Annotated in this window: 17 protein-coding genes; 16 read left to right on the top strand and 1 reads right to left on the bottom strand. The window is 61.0% G+C overall.

Annotation, left to right across the window (positions count from 1 at the left end; all coding sequences use genetic code 11):
- Positions 1 to 10 precede the first annotated feature (10 nt).
- The 6 genes from G9X67_RS12915 to G9X67_RS12890 all read left to right on the top strand — a co-directional run bounded on the left by G9X67_RS12915 (position 11) and on the right by G9X67_RS12890 (position 5,293).
- A complete protein-coding gene (locus G9X67_RS12915) occupies positions 11 to 1,303 on the top strand; it encodes an efflux RND transporter periplasmic adaptor subunit (RefSeq protein WP_171598806.1) in 1,293 nt (430 codons plus the stop codon).
- 12 nt (positions 1,304 to 1,315) lie between these two features.
- The gene (locus tag G9X67_RS12910; RefSeq protein ID WP_003539566.1) at positions 1,316 to 2,032 is read left to right on the top strand and encodes an ABC transporter ATP-binding protein; all 717 of its coding nucleotides are present in this window, start codon (positions 1,316 to 1,318) and stop codon (positions 2,030 to 2,032) included.
- Positions 2,022 to 3,224 (top strand): ABC transporter permease, encoded by a 1,203-nt coding sequence (locus G9X67_RS12905; RefSeq protein ID WP_012757411.1) that lies wholly within the window; start codon positions 2,022 to 2,024, stop codon positions 3,222 to 3,224. The genes G9X67_RS12910 and G9X67_RS12905 overlap by 11 nt, the downstream gene beginning before the upstream one ends.
- A 74-nt stretch (positions 3,225 to 3,298) precedes the next feature.
- On the top strand, positions 3,299 to 3,658 hold the full coding sequence (locus G9X67_RS12900; protein WP_171598805.1) for a VOC family protein: 360 nt from the start codon (positions 3,299 to 3,301) through the stop codon (positions 3,656 to 3,658).
- 323 nt (positions 3,659 to 3,981) lie between these two features.
- A complete protein-coding gene (locus G9X67_RS12895) occupies positions 3,982 to 4,440 on the top strand; it encodes a hypothetical protein (protein ID WP_171598804.1) in 459 nt (152 codons plus the stop codon).
- A gap of 238 nt (positions 4,441 to 4,678) precedes the next feature.
- Positions 4,679 to 5,293 carry a GntR family transcriptional regulator gene (locus tag G9X67_RS12890; RefSeq protein WP_171598803.1) on the top strand — a complete coding sequence of 205 codons (615 nt, stop codon included), beginning with the start codon at positions 4,679 to 4,681 and terminating at the stop codon, positions 5,291 to 5,293.
- 49 nt (positions 5,294 to 5,342) lie between these two features.
- On the opposite strand, the gene G9X67_RS12885 is transcribed toward G9X67_RS12890, so the two are convergent.
- Complete coding sequence (locus G9X67_RS12885) at positions 5,343 to 6,155, bottom strand: ferredoxin--NADP reductase (RefSeq protein WP_020049885.1); 813 nt, start codon at positions 6,153 to 6,155, stop codon at positions 5,343 to 5,345.
- A gap of 356 nt (positions 6,156 to 6,511) precedes the next feature.
- On the opposite strand from G9X67_RS12885, the gene pcsA reads away from it, so the two are divergent.
- The 10 genes from pcsA (at position 6,512) to yjfF (ending at position 17,794) form a co-directional block, all read left to right on the top strand.
- Positions 6,512 to 7,240, top strand: a complete 729-nt coding sequence (gene pcsA / locus G9X67_RS12880) for a phosphatidylcholine synthase (RefSeq protein WP_012757415.1) — start codon at positions 6,512 to 6,514, stop codon at positions 7,238 to 7,240.
- A 10-nt stretch (positions 7,241 to 7,250) separates the two neighbouring features.
- Positions 7,251 to 8,231: a quinone oxidoreductase gene (locus G9X67_RS12875; RefSeq protein ID WP_171598802.1), complete on the top strand. Its 981-nt coding sequence runs from the start codon at positions 7,251 to 7,253 to the stop codon at positions 8,229 to 8,231.
- Between the two features lie 39 nt (positions 8,232 to 8,270).
- Positions 8,271 to 9,839 (top strand): ATP-binding cassette domain-containing protein, encoded by a 1,569-nt coding sequence (locus G9X67_RS12870; RefSeq protein ID WP_171598801.1) that lies wholly within the window; start codon positions 8,271 to 8,273, stop codon positions 9,837 to 9,839.
- On the top strand, positions 9,829 to 10,914 hold the full coding sequence (locus G9X67_RS12865) for an ABC transporter permease (protein ID WP_171598800.1): 1,086 nt from the start codon (positions 9,829 to 9,831) through the stop codon (positions 10,912 to 10,914). Before G9X67_RS12870 ends, G9X67_RS12865 begins: the two co-directional genes overlap by 11 nt.
- A complete protein-coding gene (locus tag G9X67_RS12860) occupies positions 10,911 to 11,831 on the top strand; it encodes an ABC transporter permease (protein WP_138329503.1) in 921 nt (306 codons plus the stop codon). Before G9X67_RS12865 ends, G9X67_RS12860 begins: the two co-directional genes overlap by 4 nt.
- A 49-nt stretch (positions 11,832 to 11,880) precedes the next feature.
- Positions 11,881 to 12,957 (top strand): BMP family ABC transporter substrate-binding protein, encoded by a 1,077-nt coding sequence (locus tag G9X67_RS12855; RefSeq protein WP_138329502.1) that lies wholly within the window; start codon positions 11,881 to 11,883, stop codon positions 12,955 to 12,957.
- Between the two features lie 145 nt (positions 12,958 to 13,102).
- Positions 13,103 to 14,065, top strand: coding sequence for a galactofuranose ABC transporter, galactofuranose-binding protein YtfQ (ytfQ, locus tag G9X67_RS12850; RefSeq protein ID WP_003539585.1), 963 nt, complete (start codon positions 13,103 to 13,105; stop codon positions 14,063 to 14,065).
- Positions 14,066 to 14,295: 230 nt separating this feature from the next.
- Positions 14,296 to 15,819 carry a galactofuranose ABC transporter, ATP-binding protein YtfR gene (ytfR, locus tag G9X67_RS12845; RefSeq protein ID WP_171598799.1) on the top strand — a complete coding sequence of 508 codons (1,524 nt, stop codon included), beginning with the start codon at positions 14,296 to 14,298 and terminating at the stop codon, positions 15,817 to 15,819.
- Positions 15,816 to 16,829, top strand: coding sequence for an ABC transporter permease (locus tag G9X67_RS12840; RefSeq protein ID WP_171598798.1), 1,014 nt, complete (start codon positions 15,816 to 15,818; stop codon positions 16,827 to 16,829). Before ytfR ends, G9X67_RS12840 begins: the two co-directional genes overlap by 4 nt.
- Positions 16,826 to 17,794, top strand: coding sequence for a galactofuranose ABC transporter, permease protein YjfF (gene yjfF, locus G9X67_RS12835; RefSeq protein ID WP_064648021.1), 969 nt, complete (start codon positions 16,826 to 16,828; stop codon positions 17,792 to 17,794). The genes G9X67_RS12840 and yjfF overlap by 4 nt, the downstream gene beginning before the upstream one ends.
- Positions 17,795 to 17,799 lie beyond the last annotated feature (5 nt).

The following is a 17,799-nucleotide window of genomic DNA, read 5'->3' as shown; positions in this document are numbered from 1 at the left end:
TGAGGACGACATGAACAAAATCGTAAGCGGCAGCGAGACCGGAGCAAAGACAGGCGCAGCGTCCGATCTCGCAGCGGTCCTGGCCGCATCGGGACGGCAGGGCAAGCGTGGCCGCTGGCGCGGACGCCTGCTCATCCTGCTGATCCTCGTCGCTGCCGCAGCCGTCGCCGCTTATTTCTATATGGGCCGTGGGCAAAGTGAATTGAGCTATGACACCCAGGCGGTAAAACGCGGTGACCTGACGGTGCTCGTCACCGCCACCGGCTCCGTGCAGCCGACCGAGCAGGTGGATATATCGAGCGAACTGTCAGGCACGGTTCGCGACGTCAATGTTGATTACAACAGCACGGTCAAATCAGGCGAAGTGCTCGCCCTCCTCGATACGAACAAGCTCGAGGCGGATGTGAAGAGCTCGCGCGCCAAGCTCAATTCGGCCAAGGCGAACGTCGTCAAGGCCAATGCCGATATGCAATCGGCAGGCACCTCGCTCGAGCGGCTAAAAAGTCTGGTCAAGAGCAACGTTTCCACCCAGCAGAGCCTCGACGACGCCAGCTACAAATATGATTCCGCCGTCGCCGCCAAACAGATCAATGAGGCCGAGGTCCTGGCCTCCGAGGCCGACCTGCAGCTCGCCGAAGTCAATCTCGCCAAGGCGAAGATCATATCGCCGATCGACGGCGTCATCCTCACCCGCTCCGTCAATCCGGGCGCCACGGTCGCTGCCTCGCTTTCGGCGCCGATCCTTTTCACCATCGCCGGCGACCTGAAGAAGATGGAGCTGCAGGTTGATGTCGATGAGGCCGATGTCGGCCAAATCGCCGTCGGCCAGAAGGCGAAGTTCACGGTCGATGCCTATCCCGACCAGACCTTTCCCGCTGAGATCGAGCAGATCCGCTTCGCCTCCGAAGTGGTCAACAATGTCGTGACTTATAAGGCGGTCCTGTCGGTCGACAATGCCGACCTGCTGCTGCGCCCCGGCATGACGGCGACGGCCGATGTCACCGTCGAGGCCGTCAAGGACACGCTGATGGTGTCGAACGCCGCGCTGCGCTACGCTCCGGCGCAGGCGGAAAGGCGCGGCCGCGGCATTTTCGGTATCTTCGGCCCGCCACGCCAGCGCAACAACAATGCCGGTCCGGCGCTGACGGGCACGCAACGCCGCGTCTGGGTGCTGCGCAACGGCCGCCCGGTGCCTGTCGTCATCCAGGTCGGTTCGTCCGACGGCCAGTTCACCCAGGTCGTCTCCGGCGAACTCAAGGAAAACGACGCACTGGTGACCGACGCCACGACGCGTGCGAACTAGGCGGAGAGACGGATGGCAAGCCCGCCGCTCATCGAATTCAGACAGGTCTCGAAAATCTACGGCGAGGGCGAGGCGGCGATCCGCGCGCTCGACCACGTCGACCTTGCGATCAACGCCCATGAATTCGTCGCGATCATGGGGCCGTCTGGCTCCGGCAAATCGACGGCGATGAACATTCTCGGCTGCCTCGATGTGCCGAGTGCCGGCGACTACATCTTCGAAGGCATTCCGACCAGCGGCTTCGACCGCAGCCAACTGACGCTGCTGCGCCGCCACATGCTCGGCTTCGTCTTCCAGGGCTTCAACCTCCTGTCGCGCACCTCGGCCGTCGAAAATGTCGAACTGCCGCTGATCTATCGCGGCATGGCGGTGCGCGAGCGGCGCGAGCGGGCCCGCGAAGCGCTGGCGCTGGTCGGTCTCACCGGGCGCGAACATCACAAAACACAGGAACTGTCAGGCGGTCAGCAGCAGCGTGTCGCCATCGCCCGCGCCATCGTCACCGAGCCGGCGCTGCTGCTGGCCGACGAACCCACCGGCAATCTCGACACGAAGACCAGCGTCGAGATCATGGATCTGATGACGCGGCTGAACCGCGAGCAAGGCATCACCATCGTCATGGTCACCCACGAGCCCGATATTGCCGCCTATGCCCAGCGGCTGCTGCGGTTTGTCGACGGCAAGCTGGAGACGGAAGTCGAGCACCGCAGGAGGGCGGATCATGTTCTTTGAGACGCTGAAGCTGGCGCTGCGGGCCATCAGCCGCAATATGCTGCGCTCTTTCCTGACCGTGCTCGGCGTCGTCATCGGCGTTGCCGCCGTCATCGCGCTGGTAACGATCGGCAACGGCACCACCGCACAGGTCTCGACCGAGCTGTCGCGGCTCGGCACCAACATGCTGTTCGTCCGTCCCGGCCAGTTCGGCCCCGGCCGGGCGAGTTCCGAGGCCAAGCGCTTCAGCGTCAAGGACGTCGCGGCCATCCGTGACCAGATCGGCGGCCTCAGGGCCGTGGCCCCGCTCAACCAGTCCACAGCGACGGTGATTTTCGGCGGCCAGAATCATTCGACCAGCGTGTCGGGCACCACCAACGATTATTTCATCGCACAGGACTGGAACCTGGCGCTCGGCCGCAATTTCCTGCCCGCCGAGGAACGCGGCCAGGCACGCTGCATTATTGGCGAGACGGTGCGCTCGCAGCTCTTCGGCAGCGCCGACCCCACAGGCCAGCAGATCCGCGTCGGCAAGGTCTCATGCCCCGTCATCGGCGTGCTTGCCAAGCGCGGCCAGTCCGGCATGGGCAACGACCAGGACGATGTCGTCATCATGCCGGTCAAGGTGTTTCAGCGGCGCATCAGCGGCAGCAGCAACGTGCCGCAGATCATCATCTCGGCGCGCGACGGCGTCTCCACGGCCAAGGTGCAGTCCGATGTCGAAAATCTCCTGCGCGAGCGCCGCAAGATCGTGCCCGGCCGCCAGGACGATTTCAACGTCAACGATATGACCCAGATCGCCGAGGCGATGACCGGCACGACGACGCTGCTGACCGGCCTGCTCGGCGCCGTCGCGGCGATCAGCCTGCTCGTCGGCGGCATCGGCATCATGAACATCATGCTGGTCTCCGTTACCGAACGCACCCGCGAAATCGGCATTCGCCTGGCGATCGGCGCGCTGGAAAACCAGGTCCTCACCCAGTTCCTGGTCGAAGCCGTGGCACTGTCGCTGTTCGGCGGCATCACCGGCATCGTGCTCGGCTTGAGCCTCGGCTTCGGTGCCGTAACGCTCCTGAAGGTGCCCTTCGTCTTCAGCCCGCTGATGGTCGCCGTCGCCTTCCTCTTCTCTGCCGCGATCGGCATGATCTTCGGCTATTTCCCAGCGAGAAGGGCAGCGCAACTCAATCCCATCGAGGCGCTACGGCACGAATAATGCGCCGTGGCAAAACGCATGATGTCTCTCTACTCTTGTCAATCGAACGCAACCGCTATCGGAGGCCAAGCATCATGCCGCTCAACAGGCTGGTGATCTATGCTGGAAATGTCGAGGAAACGGCGCGCTTTTATGAGAAGCACTTCGGTTTCAAGGCGACCAGCCTGCCGGGCGACAGGATCATTGAACTGGTCGCTCAGGACGGTGGTGCGAATATCATGTTGCACCAGGCCGCCAAGGGGCAGCGGAGCGGTCAATCCATCGTCAAGCTGGTCTTCGACGTGGAGGAAGTTGAGGCTTTTTGCAGGCGATGCGCGGAGAATGGCCTGGAGTTCGGTGCCATCCATAAAGCCGACGGTTATTTGTTCGCCAATGCCAAAGACCCGTGCCTAAATTCGATCTCGGTTTCCAGTCGGGCGTTCCGCAAGGGGTGACCGAGGGAAGGTGCCGGCCTGATGAAGCAGCCAACGTGGTTTGTCTCTGTAGGCGAGGGCGAGTTTGGCGAGAAAGCCAACCGCACTCTGCGTCCTCCTCGGCCTTGAGCCGAGGATCCATGCCGCGGTTGCTGATCGGTGCTCGGCTCAAGGTCGAGCGTGAAGGAGGCGGAAGGAGCCATTCAGGATACGATCGAGTTCTTTATTCTCGCCAATGGCACCACGATCTCGGGCGGCGACATCTCATAAGGAAAGCTCTGCGCAAGGTGTCTCCTCGATAACGGGGACACCTTATGATTGTGAAAGGCTAAAAGAGGTCTGATATGACGACAGTAATTGGAGCAGCCGATCTTTTGAAGTTTCATTCCGGTCTCAAAATTTCAGATGTAAAGAATTGGGAGCAAGTTCCTGCGTCCGCTGTGGTTCAGCCGACGGCTCTGATGAAAGCCGAGATGGCGGCGGGCGAGGCACGCGTTCAGCAGCAAAAGACCGAATACGAGGCGCGGAAGGCTGCCAATCCGGAACTCTACAGTCCCGTGACCGAGAGTAACGTAATGTACGAGGCCAACGTGGCTACGTTGGCGAATTCTGAAATCAGGCCACGCATCGATTACATCACCAATCTGATTCAAAGTGGTGAGGCTGCAAAATACTCGTTTCGTGCCGCCAATGGCGACCAGACAACGACGTCGATCCATCAGTTTCTATTTTGGCTGCAGCAGCGTTCCCAGGAGCTTGATGATGACGGAACCTACTCGCCGGATATAGTTCTAAGTAGGTAAAAGCAGCATAGGGTTGAGGAATATCAAGAAGGCCGGCCGTGAACTGATCTTGTTGTCACCGCATCGAGATGGATAACAACAGCGCCGCTGCACTCGGGGAAGAGCGCCCCTTCGTCGGAGAGACAACCTTGTGACTCCGATTCTCGGCCTAGCGCCACTATGATATATCAGCATAGATTGTCCCATAGTTTAGGGCGTGCACAATTTGATATATCAGGTTCGGGCAACGGGTTTCAGCATGCAGACTTCTCAGAGCCATCTTGCCTATCTCGCGCTGGAGCATCTGATCGTGACGCTGGCGTTGAAGCCCGGCGCGCTTGTCACTGAAAAGCAGCTGATCGATATGGCGGGCCATGGGCGTACGCCGGTGCGCGAGGCGATCCAGAAGCTTGCCTGGCAGAGGCTGATCCTGGTCAAGCCGCGTGTCGGGCTGCAGGTCACCGAGATCGCGCCTGCGGATCATGGCAATGTCATGCAGGTGCGCCGCGAGTTGGAGCCGATCGCGGCAGGCCTCGTCGCCGAACATGCGAGCGACGAGCAGCGCGCGCGCCTCATCGATTGCGCCCGCGCGATGGAGGAATGTGCCGTGACCGGCGATCTCGCCGGCTTCTTCGCCGCCGACAAGGCCTTCGATGAAATCCTTGAAGATGCCTGCCCGAACGGCTTCATCACGGCAGCACTCGGCCCGGTGCAGACGCATTCGCGCCGCCTCTGGTACTCCAAGGCAAGCCCCGAGCGCATGGATCGCGCCATCGCGTTGCACGTCGCCGTCATCCGCGCCATCCATCAGGGCAGGCCGGATGAGGCGCGCGCCACCATGGCGGTGCTGATCGACTACCTCAGCCAGACATAGAAACGGCCCCGTTTCCGGAGCCGCCACAGGCCTGATTGTCAGAAAAACCTCAGCCGACGAAAGCGCGCTCGATGACGAATTCGGCGGGCTTGCTGTTGGCGCCTTCATCAAGGCCGGCCTTCTCGAGCAGTTCCTTGGTATCCTTCAGCATCGCCGAGGAACCGCAGATCATGCCGCGGTCGATTGCCGGGTCGAGCGGCGGTACGCCGAGATCGGTGAACAGCTTGCCGGAGGAGATCAGGTCGGTGATGCGGCCGCGATATTCGAAATCCTCGCGCGTGACTGTCGGATAGTGGCGCAGCTTGTCGCCGACGACCTCCTTCAGCAGCTCGTCGTTCTGGATCTCGTGCACGAGGTCGAAGCCGTATTTCAGCTCGGCGACATCGCGTGTCGTATGGGTGAGGATGACTTCCTCGAACTTCTCATAGGTCTCGGGATCACGGATCAGGCTGGCGAAAGGCGCAATGCCCGTTCCCGTCGAGAACATGTAGAGACGACGGCCGGGCGTTAGCGCATCGAGCACCAGCGTGCCCGTCGGCTTCTTGCGCATCAGCACCTGGTCGCCTGGCTTGATCGCCTGCAAATGGGAGGTGAGTGGACCGTCCGGCACCTTGATCGAGAAGAATTCAAGTTCTTCGGCCCAGGCAGGGCTGGCGATCGAATAGGCGCGGAAGACCGGTTTACCCTCGACCATCAGGCCGATCATCGCGAATTCGCCGGAACGGAAACGGAAGCCCTGCGGCCGGGTCATCGTGAAGCGGAAGAGCCGGTCGGTATAGTGCGTGACATCGAGCACCGTCTCGGCGTAGACGCCGGCGGGGATGGACGAGGCGAAGTCTTCGGTCTTTGCAGGCGCGTTCATTGCGGTAGAGGATCCCGTTTCGTCGGATGAACTGTCGGATGCGAGCGAGATATTACATATCGGGCCGGAATTAAAGGCATTCCATTCCACGCGACGCTTCTAAAGGGAAATATGCATGTCATTGTCAGGATTCAATGGGGAGCAGGGAGCAGGCGGGGAATGTCGTATTTCCCGCTGGCGAAGCCCGGCAAAGGATGCATATTAGAGCAGCACGCCGGAAACGGATGCCGGTTTTCGGCAAAAATGGTGCGACAACAAAGACCTACGGCGTCGAACCCGATTCAGTAACAGGTTCGGCGATGGTGGCGAAAAAAAGATGCTTGCCGGGGCGAGCGCGATAGGGCGGTCGGGGGAATATGAAGATTTTCAACTACAAGCGTGTTCCTTACGCGGAGATGCGCGCCTTTTCCGTCCATATCCTGACGGCATCCGGCTCCTTCCTTGCCTTTCTCGGTGTCGTTGCCGCCGCCGAGCACCGCTTCATCGACATGTTCTGGTGGCTGGGACTTGCGCTTCTCGTCGACGGCATAGACGGGCCGATTGCCCGCAAGGTGCGTGTCAAGGAAGTGCTGCCGAACTGGTCGGGCGATACGCTCGACAATATCATCGATTACGTCACCTATGTGCTTCTGCCGGCTTTCGCGCTTTATCAGAGCGGCATGATCGGCGAGCCCTGGTCCTTCGTCGCCGCAGGCATGATCGTCGTCTCCAGCGCCATCTACTATGCCGATATGGGCATGAAGACGGACGAGTATTTCTTCTCCGGTTTCCCCGTCGTCTGGAACATGATCGTCTTCACGCTGTTCGTCATCGATGCCAGCGCCACGACGGCGCTCACTGTTGTCATCGTTTCGGTGGTACTGACCTTCCTGCCGATCAATTTCCTCCACCCGGTCCGGGTCAAAAGGCTGCGCCCGCTCAATCTCGGCGTCTTTTTCTTGTGGTCGGCGCTCGGCATTTTTTCGCTGCTGATGCATTTCGACACACCCGAATGGGCGCTCATTCTCTTCATCGTGACCGGCGCCTACCTTTACGTCATCGGCGCGGTGCTGCAATTCTTCCCCGCCCTTGGACGCGAAGCATAGGACAGGCAAGATGACTAAAACGCAGGCGGTTTCATTTTCGAGGACGGGTGGGCCGGAGGTTTTCGACTATGTCGAGATCGATCTTCCCTCACCCTCGGCGGGCGAAGTGCAGATCAGGCAGGCGGCGGTCGGGCTTAATTTCATCGATGTCTATTTCCGCAACGGCACCTACAAGACGCCGCATCTGCCCTTCGTCACCGGCAAGGAGGGCGCCGGCACCGTGACATCGGTCGGCCCCGGCGTCGAGGGTTTCAAGGTCGGCGACCGTGTCGCCTATGCCAGTGCCGACGGCGCCTATAGCGCCGAACGCAATATCGAGACGCGGCATCTGGTGCATGTGCCGGACGGCATAGAGATCGAGACCGCAGCGGCGATGATGCTGAAGGGCATGACCGCCGAATATCTCTTGAACCGCACCTTCCAGGTCGGCCCGCAGACGGTCCTGCTGTTCCACGCCGCTGCCGGCGGCGTCGGCTTGATCGCTGGGCAGTGGGCAAAGGCGCTCGGCGCCACCGTTATCGGCACGGCGGGGTCGCAAGACAAGATCGAGCTGGCGCTCGCCCATGGCTACGACCATGTGATCAACTACAAGAGTGACAGCTTCGTCGACCGTGTCCGCGACATCACCGGCGGCAAGGGCGTGGATGTCGTCTACGATTCGATCGGCCGCGATACTTTTCCACAGTCGCTTGACTGCTTGAAACCGCGCGGCCTTTTTGCCTCCTTCGGCCAATCTTCCGGTCCGATCGAGAATTTCACCCTTGCGGCGCTGGCCCAGAGGGGCTCGCTCTTTGCGACGCGGCCGACGCTCTTCACCTACATCGCGGCGCGCCAGGAACTGATCGACAGTGCGAAAGCGCTATTTGATATTGTGCAAAGCAACAAAGTGCGTATCAATATCAATCAAACCTATCCGCTGCGTGAGGTTGGGCAGGCTCACGCGGATCTGGAAACAAGAAAAACAACAGGAACGACGCTGCTGATTCCATGAGATCCGAACGGACCGGTTGGCAGAAGAAATGAGGGGAACGTGTCGCCATTGAATGTGCCGGATTCCGGCGCGTTATTATCGGTCCAGAAGCTGACGAAGTTCTTCGGTGGCTTTGCAGCCTGCAATGAAATCGATCTCGATATCGCGCCGGGCGAAATTCATGCGCTTCTCGGCGAAAATGGTGCAGGCAAATCCACCCTGGTGAAGATGCTGTTCGGCGTTCTCGAACCGACGGGCGGGCATATCCTCTGGCAGGGCCAGCCGGTTGCGATCGCGTCGCCCGGTGAAGCCCGCAAGCTCGGCATCGGCATGGTCTTCCAGCATTTTTCGCTGTTCGAGGCGCTGACGGTTGCCGAAAACATCGCCCTGTCGCTCGATCACGCCATCCCGATCGACAAAATCGCCGAGGAGGCGAGGGCGCTGTCGATCGCCTACGGCCTGCCGCTCGATCCGCATGCCCATGTCGCCGATCTCTCGGTCGGCGAGCGCCAGCGCATCGAGATCGTCCGCGCGCTGCTGCAGAACCCGAAGCTGATCATCCTCGACGAGCCGACCTCTGTACTGACCCCGCAGGAGGCGGACAGGCTGTTCGAGACGCTGTTCAAGCTGCGCGCCGAAGGGCGTTCGGTTCTCTATATCAGCCACCGTCTGGAAGAGGTGCAGCGCATCTGCGATCGCGCCACCGTGCTGCGCCATGGTCGCGTGACCGGCGCCTGCGATCCGAAGCAGGAAACGCCAGCCTCGCTCGCCCGCATGATGGTTGGCAGCGAAGTGGCGAGCGTCACGCATCCGGAGCGTAGTGACAGAGGCGAGGTGCAGCTTGCCGTCGCCAGTCTTTCCGTCGCTGCCCGCACCCCTTTTGCCATGCCGCTGCGCGATGTGTCGATGGCGGTGCGCTCCGGCGAGATCCTCGCCATTGCCGGTGTCGCGGGCAACGGCCAGAGCGAGCTCTTCGATGCTCTCTCCGGCGAATATCCGGTCGCCTTGGCCGAGGCGATCGTCATCCGCAAAAAGCCGGTCGGCAATCAGGGCATTACCGCCCGCCGTCTTCTCGGCGCCGGCTTCGTGCCGGAGGAGCGCCATGGCCATGCCGCCGTCTCCGCCATGAAACTGTCGGACAATCTCGTCCTTGCCCGCAATCAATCGGATCGCAAGGCGTTTCTGGGCCTGCTCGGCATCATCCGCCACGCGGCAGTGAAATCCGCCGCAAGGCGCATTTCCGAGGCCATGGATGTGCGCAAGAGCGGCGATGACCCGGCCGCTGGCTCGCTGTCGGGCGGCAACTTGCAGAAATTTATCGTCGGCCGCGAGCTCGACCGCCAGCCGGCGGTGCTCGTCGTCAACCAGCCGACCTGGGGCGTCGATGCCGGGGCGGCGAGCCGCATCCGCCAGGCGCTCGTTGATCTCGCAAGAAGCGGTTCGGCCGTCGTCGTCATCAGCCAGGATCTCGACGAGATCTTCGAAGTGGCGACCGATATTGCCGTCATCTGCGAAGGCCGTCTTTCCCGCCCGTTTCCAGCGGGCGAACTGACGCGGGAAAGGATCGGCTTGCTGATGGGCGGACTGCACGAGAGCAGCTCTCCCCCGGAGGCGCCCCATGCGCATTGAACTTGAAAAACGCCCCGACGTCTCGAAGCTCTTTGCCTTCGTCTCGCCGCTCTTGGCCCTTGTCCTGACGCTGGTATTCGGCGCCATCATGTTCGCCATGCTCGGCAAGGATTCGGTCGAAGCACTCGACGCCTTCTTCGTCGAGCCGCTGCTCGAGGTCTGGTCGCTGCACGAACTGGCGATCAAGGCCGCGCCGCTGATCCTGATCGCCGTCGGCCTGGCCGTCTGTTATCGCTCGAACAACTGGAATATCGGCGCCGAAGGCCAGTTCACCATCGGCGCCATCACCGGCTCCTATCTGCCGATCATCTTCTACGACTGGCATTCGCCGCTGGTGCTGCCGCTGATGCTGATATTGGGCGCGCTCGGCGGTGCGCTCTTCGCCGCCATTCCGGCGCTGTTGAAAGCGCATTTCAACACCAATGAGATCCTGACATCGCTGATGCTGGTCTATATCGCCCAGCTCTTCCTCGACTGGCTGATTCGTGGCGCCTGGCGCGATCCGCAGGGCTTCAACTTTCCAGTCTCGCGTGATTTCGCGCCGGAAGCGGTGCTGCCGGCGATCTGGGAAGAGTCGGGCCGCGCCCATTGGGCCTTCATCTTCGCCATCATTGCGGCGGTCGGCGCCTGGTTCATGCTGCGTTATACGCTGAAAGGCTTCGAGATCGTCGTTCTCGGCCAATCGGAGCGGGCAGGGCGCTTTGCCGGCTTCTCGTCGAAGAAGATGATCTGGTTCAGCTTTCTCTTTTCGGGCGCTCTTGCCGGCCTTGCTGGCATCAGCGAGGTTTCCGGCTCGATCGGCCACCTGCAGCCGGCGATCTCGCCGGGCTACGGCTTCACCGCCATCATCGTCGCCTTCCTCGGCCGCCTCAATCCGCTCGGCATCATCGCATCGGGCCTGGTGCTGGCGCTGACTTATCTCGGCGGCGAGGCAGCTCAGCTTTCGCTCGGCGTTTCCGACAAGGTCACCCGCGTCTTCCAGGGGCTGCTGCTCTTCTTCGTGCTCTCCTGCGATACGCTGATCTATTACAAAATCCGCCTGGTCTGGTCGCGGGTAAGGGGCGGGGCGGCATGAGCATCTTCGAAGCGATTCTGCTGACCGTCATCACCGCCTCCACACCGCTCGTCATCGCCGCACTTGGCGAACTCGTGACCGAGCGCTCCGGCGTTCTCAATCTCGGTGTCGAGGGCATGATGATCATGGGCGCGGTCGGTGCCTTTGCCACGGCACAGCTCACCGGCTCGGCCTATATCGGCATTGTCGGCGGCGTCGTCAGCGGCGCGCTGTTTTCGCTGCTCTTCGCCTTCCTGACGTTGACGCTCGTCGCCAATCAAGTGGCGACAGGCCTTGCGCTGACGATCCTTGGCCTCGGCGCCTCCGGCATGCTCGGCGAGGCTTTCGTCGGCGCGCCCGGCGTCCGTTTGCTGCCAATCGAAATCCCGGTGCTTTCGGCCATTCCCTATGTCGGAACGGTCCTCTTCAAGCAGGATCTGATCTTCTACCTGTCGATCCTGCTGGTTATCGCCGTCAACTGGTTCCTCTTCAAGAGTCGCACCGGCCTGAAGATTCGTGCCATTGGCGATAATCACGCCTCGGCGCATGCGCTCGGTATCGACGTCATCCGCATGCGCTACCTCGCCGTAATGTTCGGCGGCGCCTGCGCCGGCCTTGCCGGCGCGCAGCTGTCGCTGATCTATACGCCGCAATGGACAGAGAACATGTCCGGCGGGCGCGGCTGGATCGCGCTGGCGCTCGTCGTCTTCTCCTCCTGGCGGCCTTGGCGCCTGCTGGCCGGCGGTTATCTCTTTGGGGCGGTAACGATCCTGCAACTGCACGCGCAGGCCTTCGGCATCGGCATTCCCTCGCAGTTCCTCTCGATGCTGCCCTATGCGGCGACAGTTGTGGTCCTCATCATCATCTCGCATAATCGGCGCACGACGTTGATCAATACGCCGGCCTCGCTCGGCAAAGCTTTCGTGCCGGACCGGTGAACAACAACAAGCAGACGGGTTTCGAAACTTCCAACCAACAGGGATCAATATGAAAAAACTTGCACTTGCTCTCGCAGCGACAGCTGCTCTCGTCCTGAGCATCGGTTCGGCCGCCGAGGCGGCTGACAAGACCAAGGTCTGCTTCGTTTATGTCGGCACCCGCACCGACGGCGGCTGGACGCAGGCCCATGAGAACGGCCGCCTCCAGGTCGAGAAGGAATTCGGCGACAAGATCGAGACGCCCTACCTCGAAAGCGTCCCGGAAGGCCCGGATGCCGAACGCGCCATCGAGCGCATGGCCCGCTCCGGTTGCTCGCTGATTTTCACCACGTCCTTCGGTTTCATGGACCCGACTATTGCCGTCGCCAAGAAGTTCCCGAAAGTGAAGTTCGAGCATGCGACAGGCTTCAAGGCCGCCGACAACGTCGCGACCTACAATTCGCGCTTTTATGAAGGCCGCTACATCAGTGGCATTATCGCCGGCAAGCTCTCTAAAACCGGCACGGCCGGCTATATCGCCTCCTTCCCGATCCCCGAGGTGGTGATGGGCATCAATGCCTTCGAAACTGGCGCCAAGTCGGTCAATCCGAACTTCAAGATGAAGGTTATCTGGGTCAACACGTGGTTCGACCCGGGCAAGGAAGCCGATGCCGCCAAGGCGCTGATCGACCAGGGCGTCGATATCCTCACCCAGCACACGGACACGACCGCTCCAATGCAGGTCGCCGAGCAGCGCGGCGTCAAGGCCTTCGGCCAGGCTTCCGACATGATCAAGGCTGGTCCGAACGTCCAGCTGACCGCGATCATCGACACCTGGGGCAATTATTACGTCAAGCGCGTAAAGGCGCTTCTCGACGGCACCTGGAAGTCAGAGCAGAGCTGGGATGGCCTCAAGGACGGCATCCTAACGATGGCGCCCTATACCAACATGCCCGACGACGTGAAGAAGATGGCCGAGGAAACCGAAGCCAAGATCAAGTCCGGAGAACTGCATCCCTTCACCGGGCCGATCAACAAGCAGGACGGAACGCCCTGGTTGAAGGCCGGCGAGAAGGCCGATGACGGAACGCTGCTTGGCATGAACTTCTATGTCGAAGGCATCGACGACAAGCTGCCTGGTAAATAATCTCGCAAGCCATCTCGCGGATGCGAAGAGCGCCCTTTTGGGCGCTCTTTTTTTGCTGCAATGCATCCCAAGATTCCGATTTACAAAAGTAATACTATATGATTTTTTGACCCTGCGCCGCGAGATGCGGCATTGGGAGGAAATCATGAAATTGAAGACTGCACTTTTGAGTGCCACGATTCTGGCTGCCTGCATGTTCGGTTCGGCTTCGGCCGCCGGCCTCACTGTCGGCTTCTCGCAGATCGGCTCGGAATCGGGCTGGCGTGCGGCTGAAACGACCGTGACCAAGGAACAGGCCAAGAAGCGCGGCATCGATCTGAAGTTTGCCGATGCGCAGCAGAAGCAGGAAAACCAGATCAAGGCTCTGCGCTCCTTCATTGCTCAGGGCGTCGATGCCATTCTCATTGCTCCGGTCGTCGAAACCGGCTGGGACGACGTTCTCAAGGAAGCCAAGGAAGCCGAAATCCCGGTCATCCTTCTCGACCGTACCATCAAGGCTCCCGACGATCTCTACCTGACGGCGGTGACGTCGGACCTGGTCCATGAAGGCAAGGTCGCAGGCGACTTCCTGGTCAAGACCGTCGGCGACAAGAAGTGCAATGTCGTCGAGCTTCAGGGCACCACCGGTTCGTCGCCGGCCATCGCCCGCAAGAAGGGCTTCGAAGAAGCTCTTGCCGGCCACGACAACCTCAAGATCGTTCGCAGCCAGACCGGTGACTTCACCCGCACCAAGGGCAAGGAAGTCATGGAAAGCTTCCTGAAGGCCGAGAATGGCGGCAAGGATATCTGCGCTCTCTACGCCCATAACGACGACATGGCAGTCGGCGCCATCCAGGCGATCAAGGAAGCCGGCCTGAAGCCTGGCAAGGATATCCTCGTCGTCTCCATCGACGCCGTGCCGGATATCTTCAAGGCGATGTCCGAAGGCGAGGCCAATGCCACGGTCGAGCTGACGCCGAATATGGCAGGTCCGGCCTTCGATGCGCTCGAAGCCTATCTGAAGGACAAGAAGGCTCCGGCCAAGTGGATCCAGACCGAATCGAAGCTCTACACGCCGGCCGACGAACCGATGAAGGTCTACGAAGAGAAGAAGGGTCAGGGCTACTGATCTGATGTGACGCCGCTGCATAATTCCTGAAATCGGAATTCGATTTCCGGACAAAATCATGCAGCAATTCAAAGCGCTACAGCGTCCTCTACGCGTCTGAAAAGACCAGGCGGCGCTGTAGAACCGCACCGGCCCGTCATGGACCGGTGCGGAACTGCCTTTGCCGCCTTGGGACCTCATGTCCGGCCGCGGCGCGGCTTTTGCCGTCAATATCAGGAAAACAGACCCTTATGATTCACGATTTCGAGAACGTTCTCGCGGCCTCCGGAATATCGAAATTCTTTCCCGGCGCAGTGGCGCTGGATAAGGTCGATTTCACGCTCCGCAGAGGCGAGGTGCACGCATTGCTGGGCGAAAACGGCGCCGGCAAGTCGACGCTGATCAAGTGCATCACTGGCGCCTATCATCGTGACGAGGGCAGCCTGACGCTGAACGACCAGGAAATCAACCCGGCCAATACGCTCGCCGCCCAGAAGCTCGGCATCGGCACGGTCTACCAGGAGGTCAACCTGCTGGCCAATCTGAGCGTTGCCGAAAATCTCTTTCTCGGCCGCCAGCCACGGCGCTTCGGCATGACCGACGTGCGTGCGATGAACCGCAAGGCGCGCGACCTGCTCACCGGCTACGGCGTCGATATCGACGTCACCGCCGAGCTCGGCCGTTTCTCCGTCGCCGTCCAGCAGGTGGTTGCCATCGCCCGTGCCGTCGATCTCTCCGGCAAGGTGCTGATCCTCGACGAGCCCACCGCAAGTCTCGACAATCAAGAAGTGGCGCTGCTCTTCCGCATCATCGAAGACCTGAAGAAGCGCGGCCTGGGCATCGTCTTCATCACCCATTTTCTCGAACAGGTCTATGCGATTAGCGACCGCATTACCGTGCTGCGCAACGGCAAGCTCGTCGGCACCCGCGACGTCGCCGATCTGCCGCGCCAGGGCCTGATCGCCATGATGCTCGGCCGCGAACTGGCGCATGTTGAGGAGACGGTGAGGGAACGCAGCCTTGCGGCCGGCGATGTCCGATACCGTTTCTCAGGCTATGGCAAACGCGGCAGGGTAAAACCGTTCGACCTTGAGGTGCGCGCCGGAGAGGTGGTCGGCGTCGCCGGTCTGCTTGGCTCCGGCCGCACCGAAACCGCCGAACTGCTCTTCGGCATCGAGCATGCCGACAGCGGCAGCGCCACGATCGACGGCCAGCCGGTGACGATTTCGAGCCCGCGCGCGGCGATCGGAAAGGGCTTCGGCTTCTGCCCCGAGGACCGCAAGACCGATGGCATTATCGGCGACCTGTCGATCAGGGAGAACATAGCGCTGGCGCTGCAGGCCCGCCGCGGCTGGACGCGGCCGCTGTCGCGCGCCGAGCAGAATACGCTTGCCGACCGCTACATCAAGGCGCTCGATATCCGCACCACCGATCGCGAAAAACCGATCCGGCTGCTCTCCGGCGGCAATCAGCAGAAGGCGATCCTCGCCCGCTGGCTGGCGACCAATCCGAAGTTTCTGATCCTCGACGAGCCGACCCGCGGCATCGATGTCGGTGCCCATGCCGAGATCATCCGGCTCATCGAAGAGCTCTGTGCCGGCGGTATGTCGCTGATCGTGATTTCCTCGGAACTTGAAGAGCTTGTCGCCTATAGTTCACGTGTCATCGTACTGCGCGACAGGCAGCATATCGCCGAACTGACAGGCGAGCGTATCACCGCTGCCGGCATCGTCGAAGCCATCGCTGCGGCCGAACACAAGATGGAGGATGCATGAGGTCCTCGCTGAAAGCGCTGGCATATCGCCTGGCGCCACAATTGATCGCGCTCGTTGTCATTCTTTTGTTGAATTTCATCACGTCACCGCAGTTTTTTAATGTCGTGGTTCAGAATGACCGGCTTTACGGCAGCCTGATCGATGTGCTGAATCGCGGTGCGCCGGTGGCGCTGCTGGCGATCGGCATGACGCTGGTCATTGCCACCAAGGGCATCGACCTGTCCGTCGGCGCGGTCATCGCCATCTGCGGCGCCATCGCTGCATCGTCGATTGTTTCAGGAAATTCAGTTACATACACCATTATCTTAACGCTTGTTATCGGGCTTGCCTGCGGCGTCTGGAACGGGTTCCTGGTGGCAGTCCTCAATATCCAGCCGATCATTGCGACGCTGGTGCTGATGGTGGCCGGCCGCGGCATCGCCCAGCTGATCACCGAAGGCGCCATCCTGACCTTCAACGATGACGGGCTGACGTTCTTCGGCAGCGGCTCCATGCTGCTTCTGCCGATGCCTGTCATCATCTGGCTTGTCGTCGGCCTGCTCGTCATCCTGCTCGTCCGCCGCACGGCGCTCGGCATGCTGATCGAGGCCGTCGGCATCAATCGCCGCGCCAGCACGCTCTCCGGCATTCAAACGCCGGTGCTGCTGATGGCGGTCTATATGCTGAGTGGGATCTGCGCCTCGATTGCAGGCATCATCGTCGCAGCCGACATCAAGGGCGCCGATGCCAACAACGCCGGCCTATGGCTGGAACTGGACGCGATCCTCGCCGTCGTCGTCGGCGGCAATTCGCTGCTCGGCGGCCGCTTCAGCATTCTCGGATCGCTGATCGGCGCGATGATCATCCAGGCGGTGAACACAGGCATCCTGTCTGCCGGCTTCCCACCTGAATTCAACCTGATCATCAAGGCCGTCATCATTATCGTCATCCTCGTCATCCAGTCGCCGGCGGTGCAATCGCTCGCCATCTTCGCCAGCCGCCGGCAGGGCGGTAGGGAGCAGCCGAAATGAACTCCAAATACCTGCCGCTGCTTGCGACCATCGTCATCTTCGTGCTCGCCTATGCCGGCTGCGCGCTGCAATATCCGAACATTCTGTCGACGCGCGTCATCGGCAATCTTCTGACCGACAATGCCTTTCTCGGCATCGCCGCCGTCGGCATGACCTTCGTCATCATTTCGGGCGGCATCGATCTGTCGATCGGCTCGGTCATCGCCTTTACCGGCGTCTTCCTTGCGGTGATCCTGCAGAACACCTCGATCCATCCGCTGCTCGCCTTCGCGATCGTGCTCGTCATCACCACTGCCTTTGGCGGTATCATGGGCGCGATCATCCACTATCTCGAAATGCCGGCCTTCATCGTCACCCTTGCAGGCATGTTCCTGGCGCGCGGCATGGCTTTCGTGCTCTCGATCGACAGCATCCCGATCAACCATGAATATTATTCGACGCTGACAAGCCTCTATTATCGTCTGCCGGGCGGCGGGCGGCTGACGTTGATCGGCGGCATCATGCTTCTGGTCTTTGCCGTCGGCATCTTCATCGCCCAGCGCACCCGCTTCGGCACCAACGTCTATGCACTCGGGGGCGGCACGCAGACGGCGCGGCTGATGGGCGTGCCGGTCGGCCGCACGACAATCCAGATCTATGCGCTGTCGGGCTTTCTGGCGGGCCTATCCGGGATCGTTTTTTCGCTGTACACCTCTGCCGGATATTCTCTTGCAGCAGTCGGCGTCGAACTCGATGCCATCGCGGCGGTGGTCATTGGGGGGACGCTGCTGACCGGAGGAGCGGGATTCGTGGCGGGAACCTTGATCGGTATCCTGATCCAGGGGCTCATTCAGACCTACATCACCTTCGACGGCACGCTGTCGAGCTGGTGGACCAAGATCCTGATTGGCCTTCTGCTATTTGCATTCATCCTGATGCAGAAAGCCATCCTGTTCGTTTCCAGTCTGAACAAGAGGTACGCCTGAGGGGG

It is taken from the genome of Rhizobium sp. WYCCWR 11152 (genome assembly GCF_013087615.1).
GTDB lineage: Bacteria > Pseudomonadota > Alphaproteobacteria > Rhizobiales > Rhizobiaceae > Rhizobium > Rhizobium indicum.
The sequence above is the reverse complement of the archived record's forward strand: the minus strand, read 5'-3'. Positions and strand labels throughout refer to the sequence as shown.

What these genes read in the sequence shown, in the direction of transcription:
- G9X67_RS12895 (WP_171598804.1), top strand. Translation starts at nt 3,982, where the DNA reads ATGACGACAGTAATTGGAGCAGCCGATCTTTTGAAGTTTCATTCCGGT.
- G9X67_RS12900 (WP_171598805.1), top strand. Translation starts at nt 3,299, where the DNA reads ATGCCGCTCAACAGGCTGGTGATCTATGCTGGAAATGTCGAGGAAACG.
- G9X67_RS12885 (WP_020049885.1), bottom strand. Translation starts at nt 6,155, where the DNA reads ATGAACGCGCCTGCAAAGACCGAAGACTTCGCCTCGTCCATCCCCGCC.
- G9X67_RS12915 (WP_171598806.1), top strand. Translation starts at nt 11, where the DNA reads ATGAACAAAATCGTAAGCGGCAGCGAGACCGGAGCAAAGACAGGCGCA.
- yjfF (WP_064648021.1), top strand. Translation starts at nt 16,826, where the DNA reads ATGAACTCCAAATACCTGCCGCTGCTTGCGACCATCGTCATCTTCGTG.
- pcsA (WP_012757415.1), top strand. Translation starts at nt 6,512, where the DNA reads ATGAAGATTTTCAACTACAAGCGTGTTCCTTACGCGGAGATGCGCGCC.
- G9X67_RS12840 (WP_171598798.1), top strand. Translation starts at nt 15,816, where the DNA reads ATGAGGTCCTCGCTGAAAGCGCTGGCATATCGCCTGGCGCCACAATTG.
- ytfQ (WP_003539585.1), top strand. Translation starts at nt 13,103, where the DNA reads ATGAAATTGAAGACTGCACTTTTGAGTGCCACGATTCTGGCTGCCTGC.
- G9X67_RS12875 (WP_171598802.1), top strand. Translation starts at nt 7,251, where the DNA reads ATGACTAAAACGCAGGCGGTTTCATTTTCGAGGACGGGTGGGCCGGAG.
- ytfR (WP_171598799.1), top strand. Translation starts at nt 14,296, where the DNA reads ATGATTCACGATTTCGAGAACGTTCTCGCGGCCTCCGGAATATCGAAA.
- G9X67_RS12890 (WP_171598803.1), top strand. Translation starts at nt 4,679, where the DNA reads ATGCAGACTTCTCAGAGCCATCTTGCCTATCTCGCGCTGGAGCATCTG.
- G9X67_RS12855 (WP_138329502.1), top strand. Translation starts at nt 11,881, where the DNA reads ATGAAAAAACTTGCACTTGCTCTCGCAGCGACAGCTGCTCTCGTCCTG.
- G9X67_RS12905 (WP_012757411.1), top strand. Translation starts at nt 2,022, where the DNA reads ATGTTCTTTGAGACGCTGAAGCTGGCGCTGCGGGCCATCAGCCGCAAT.
- G9X67_RS12865 (WP_171598800.1), top strand. Translation starts at nt 9,829, where the DNA reads ATGCGCATTGAACTTGAAAAACGCCCCGACGTCTCGAAGCTCTTTGCC.
- G9X67_RS12910 (WP_003539566.1), top strand. Translation starts at nt 1,316, where the DNA reads ATGGCAAGCCCGCCGCTCATCGAATTCAGACAGGTCTCGAAAATCTAC.
- G9X67_RS12860 (WP_138329503.1), top strand. Translation starts at nt 10,911, where the DNA reads ATGAGCATCTTCGAAGCGATTCTGCTGACCGTCATCACCGCCTCCACA.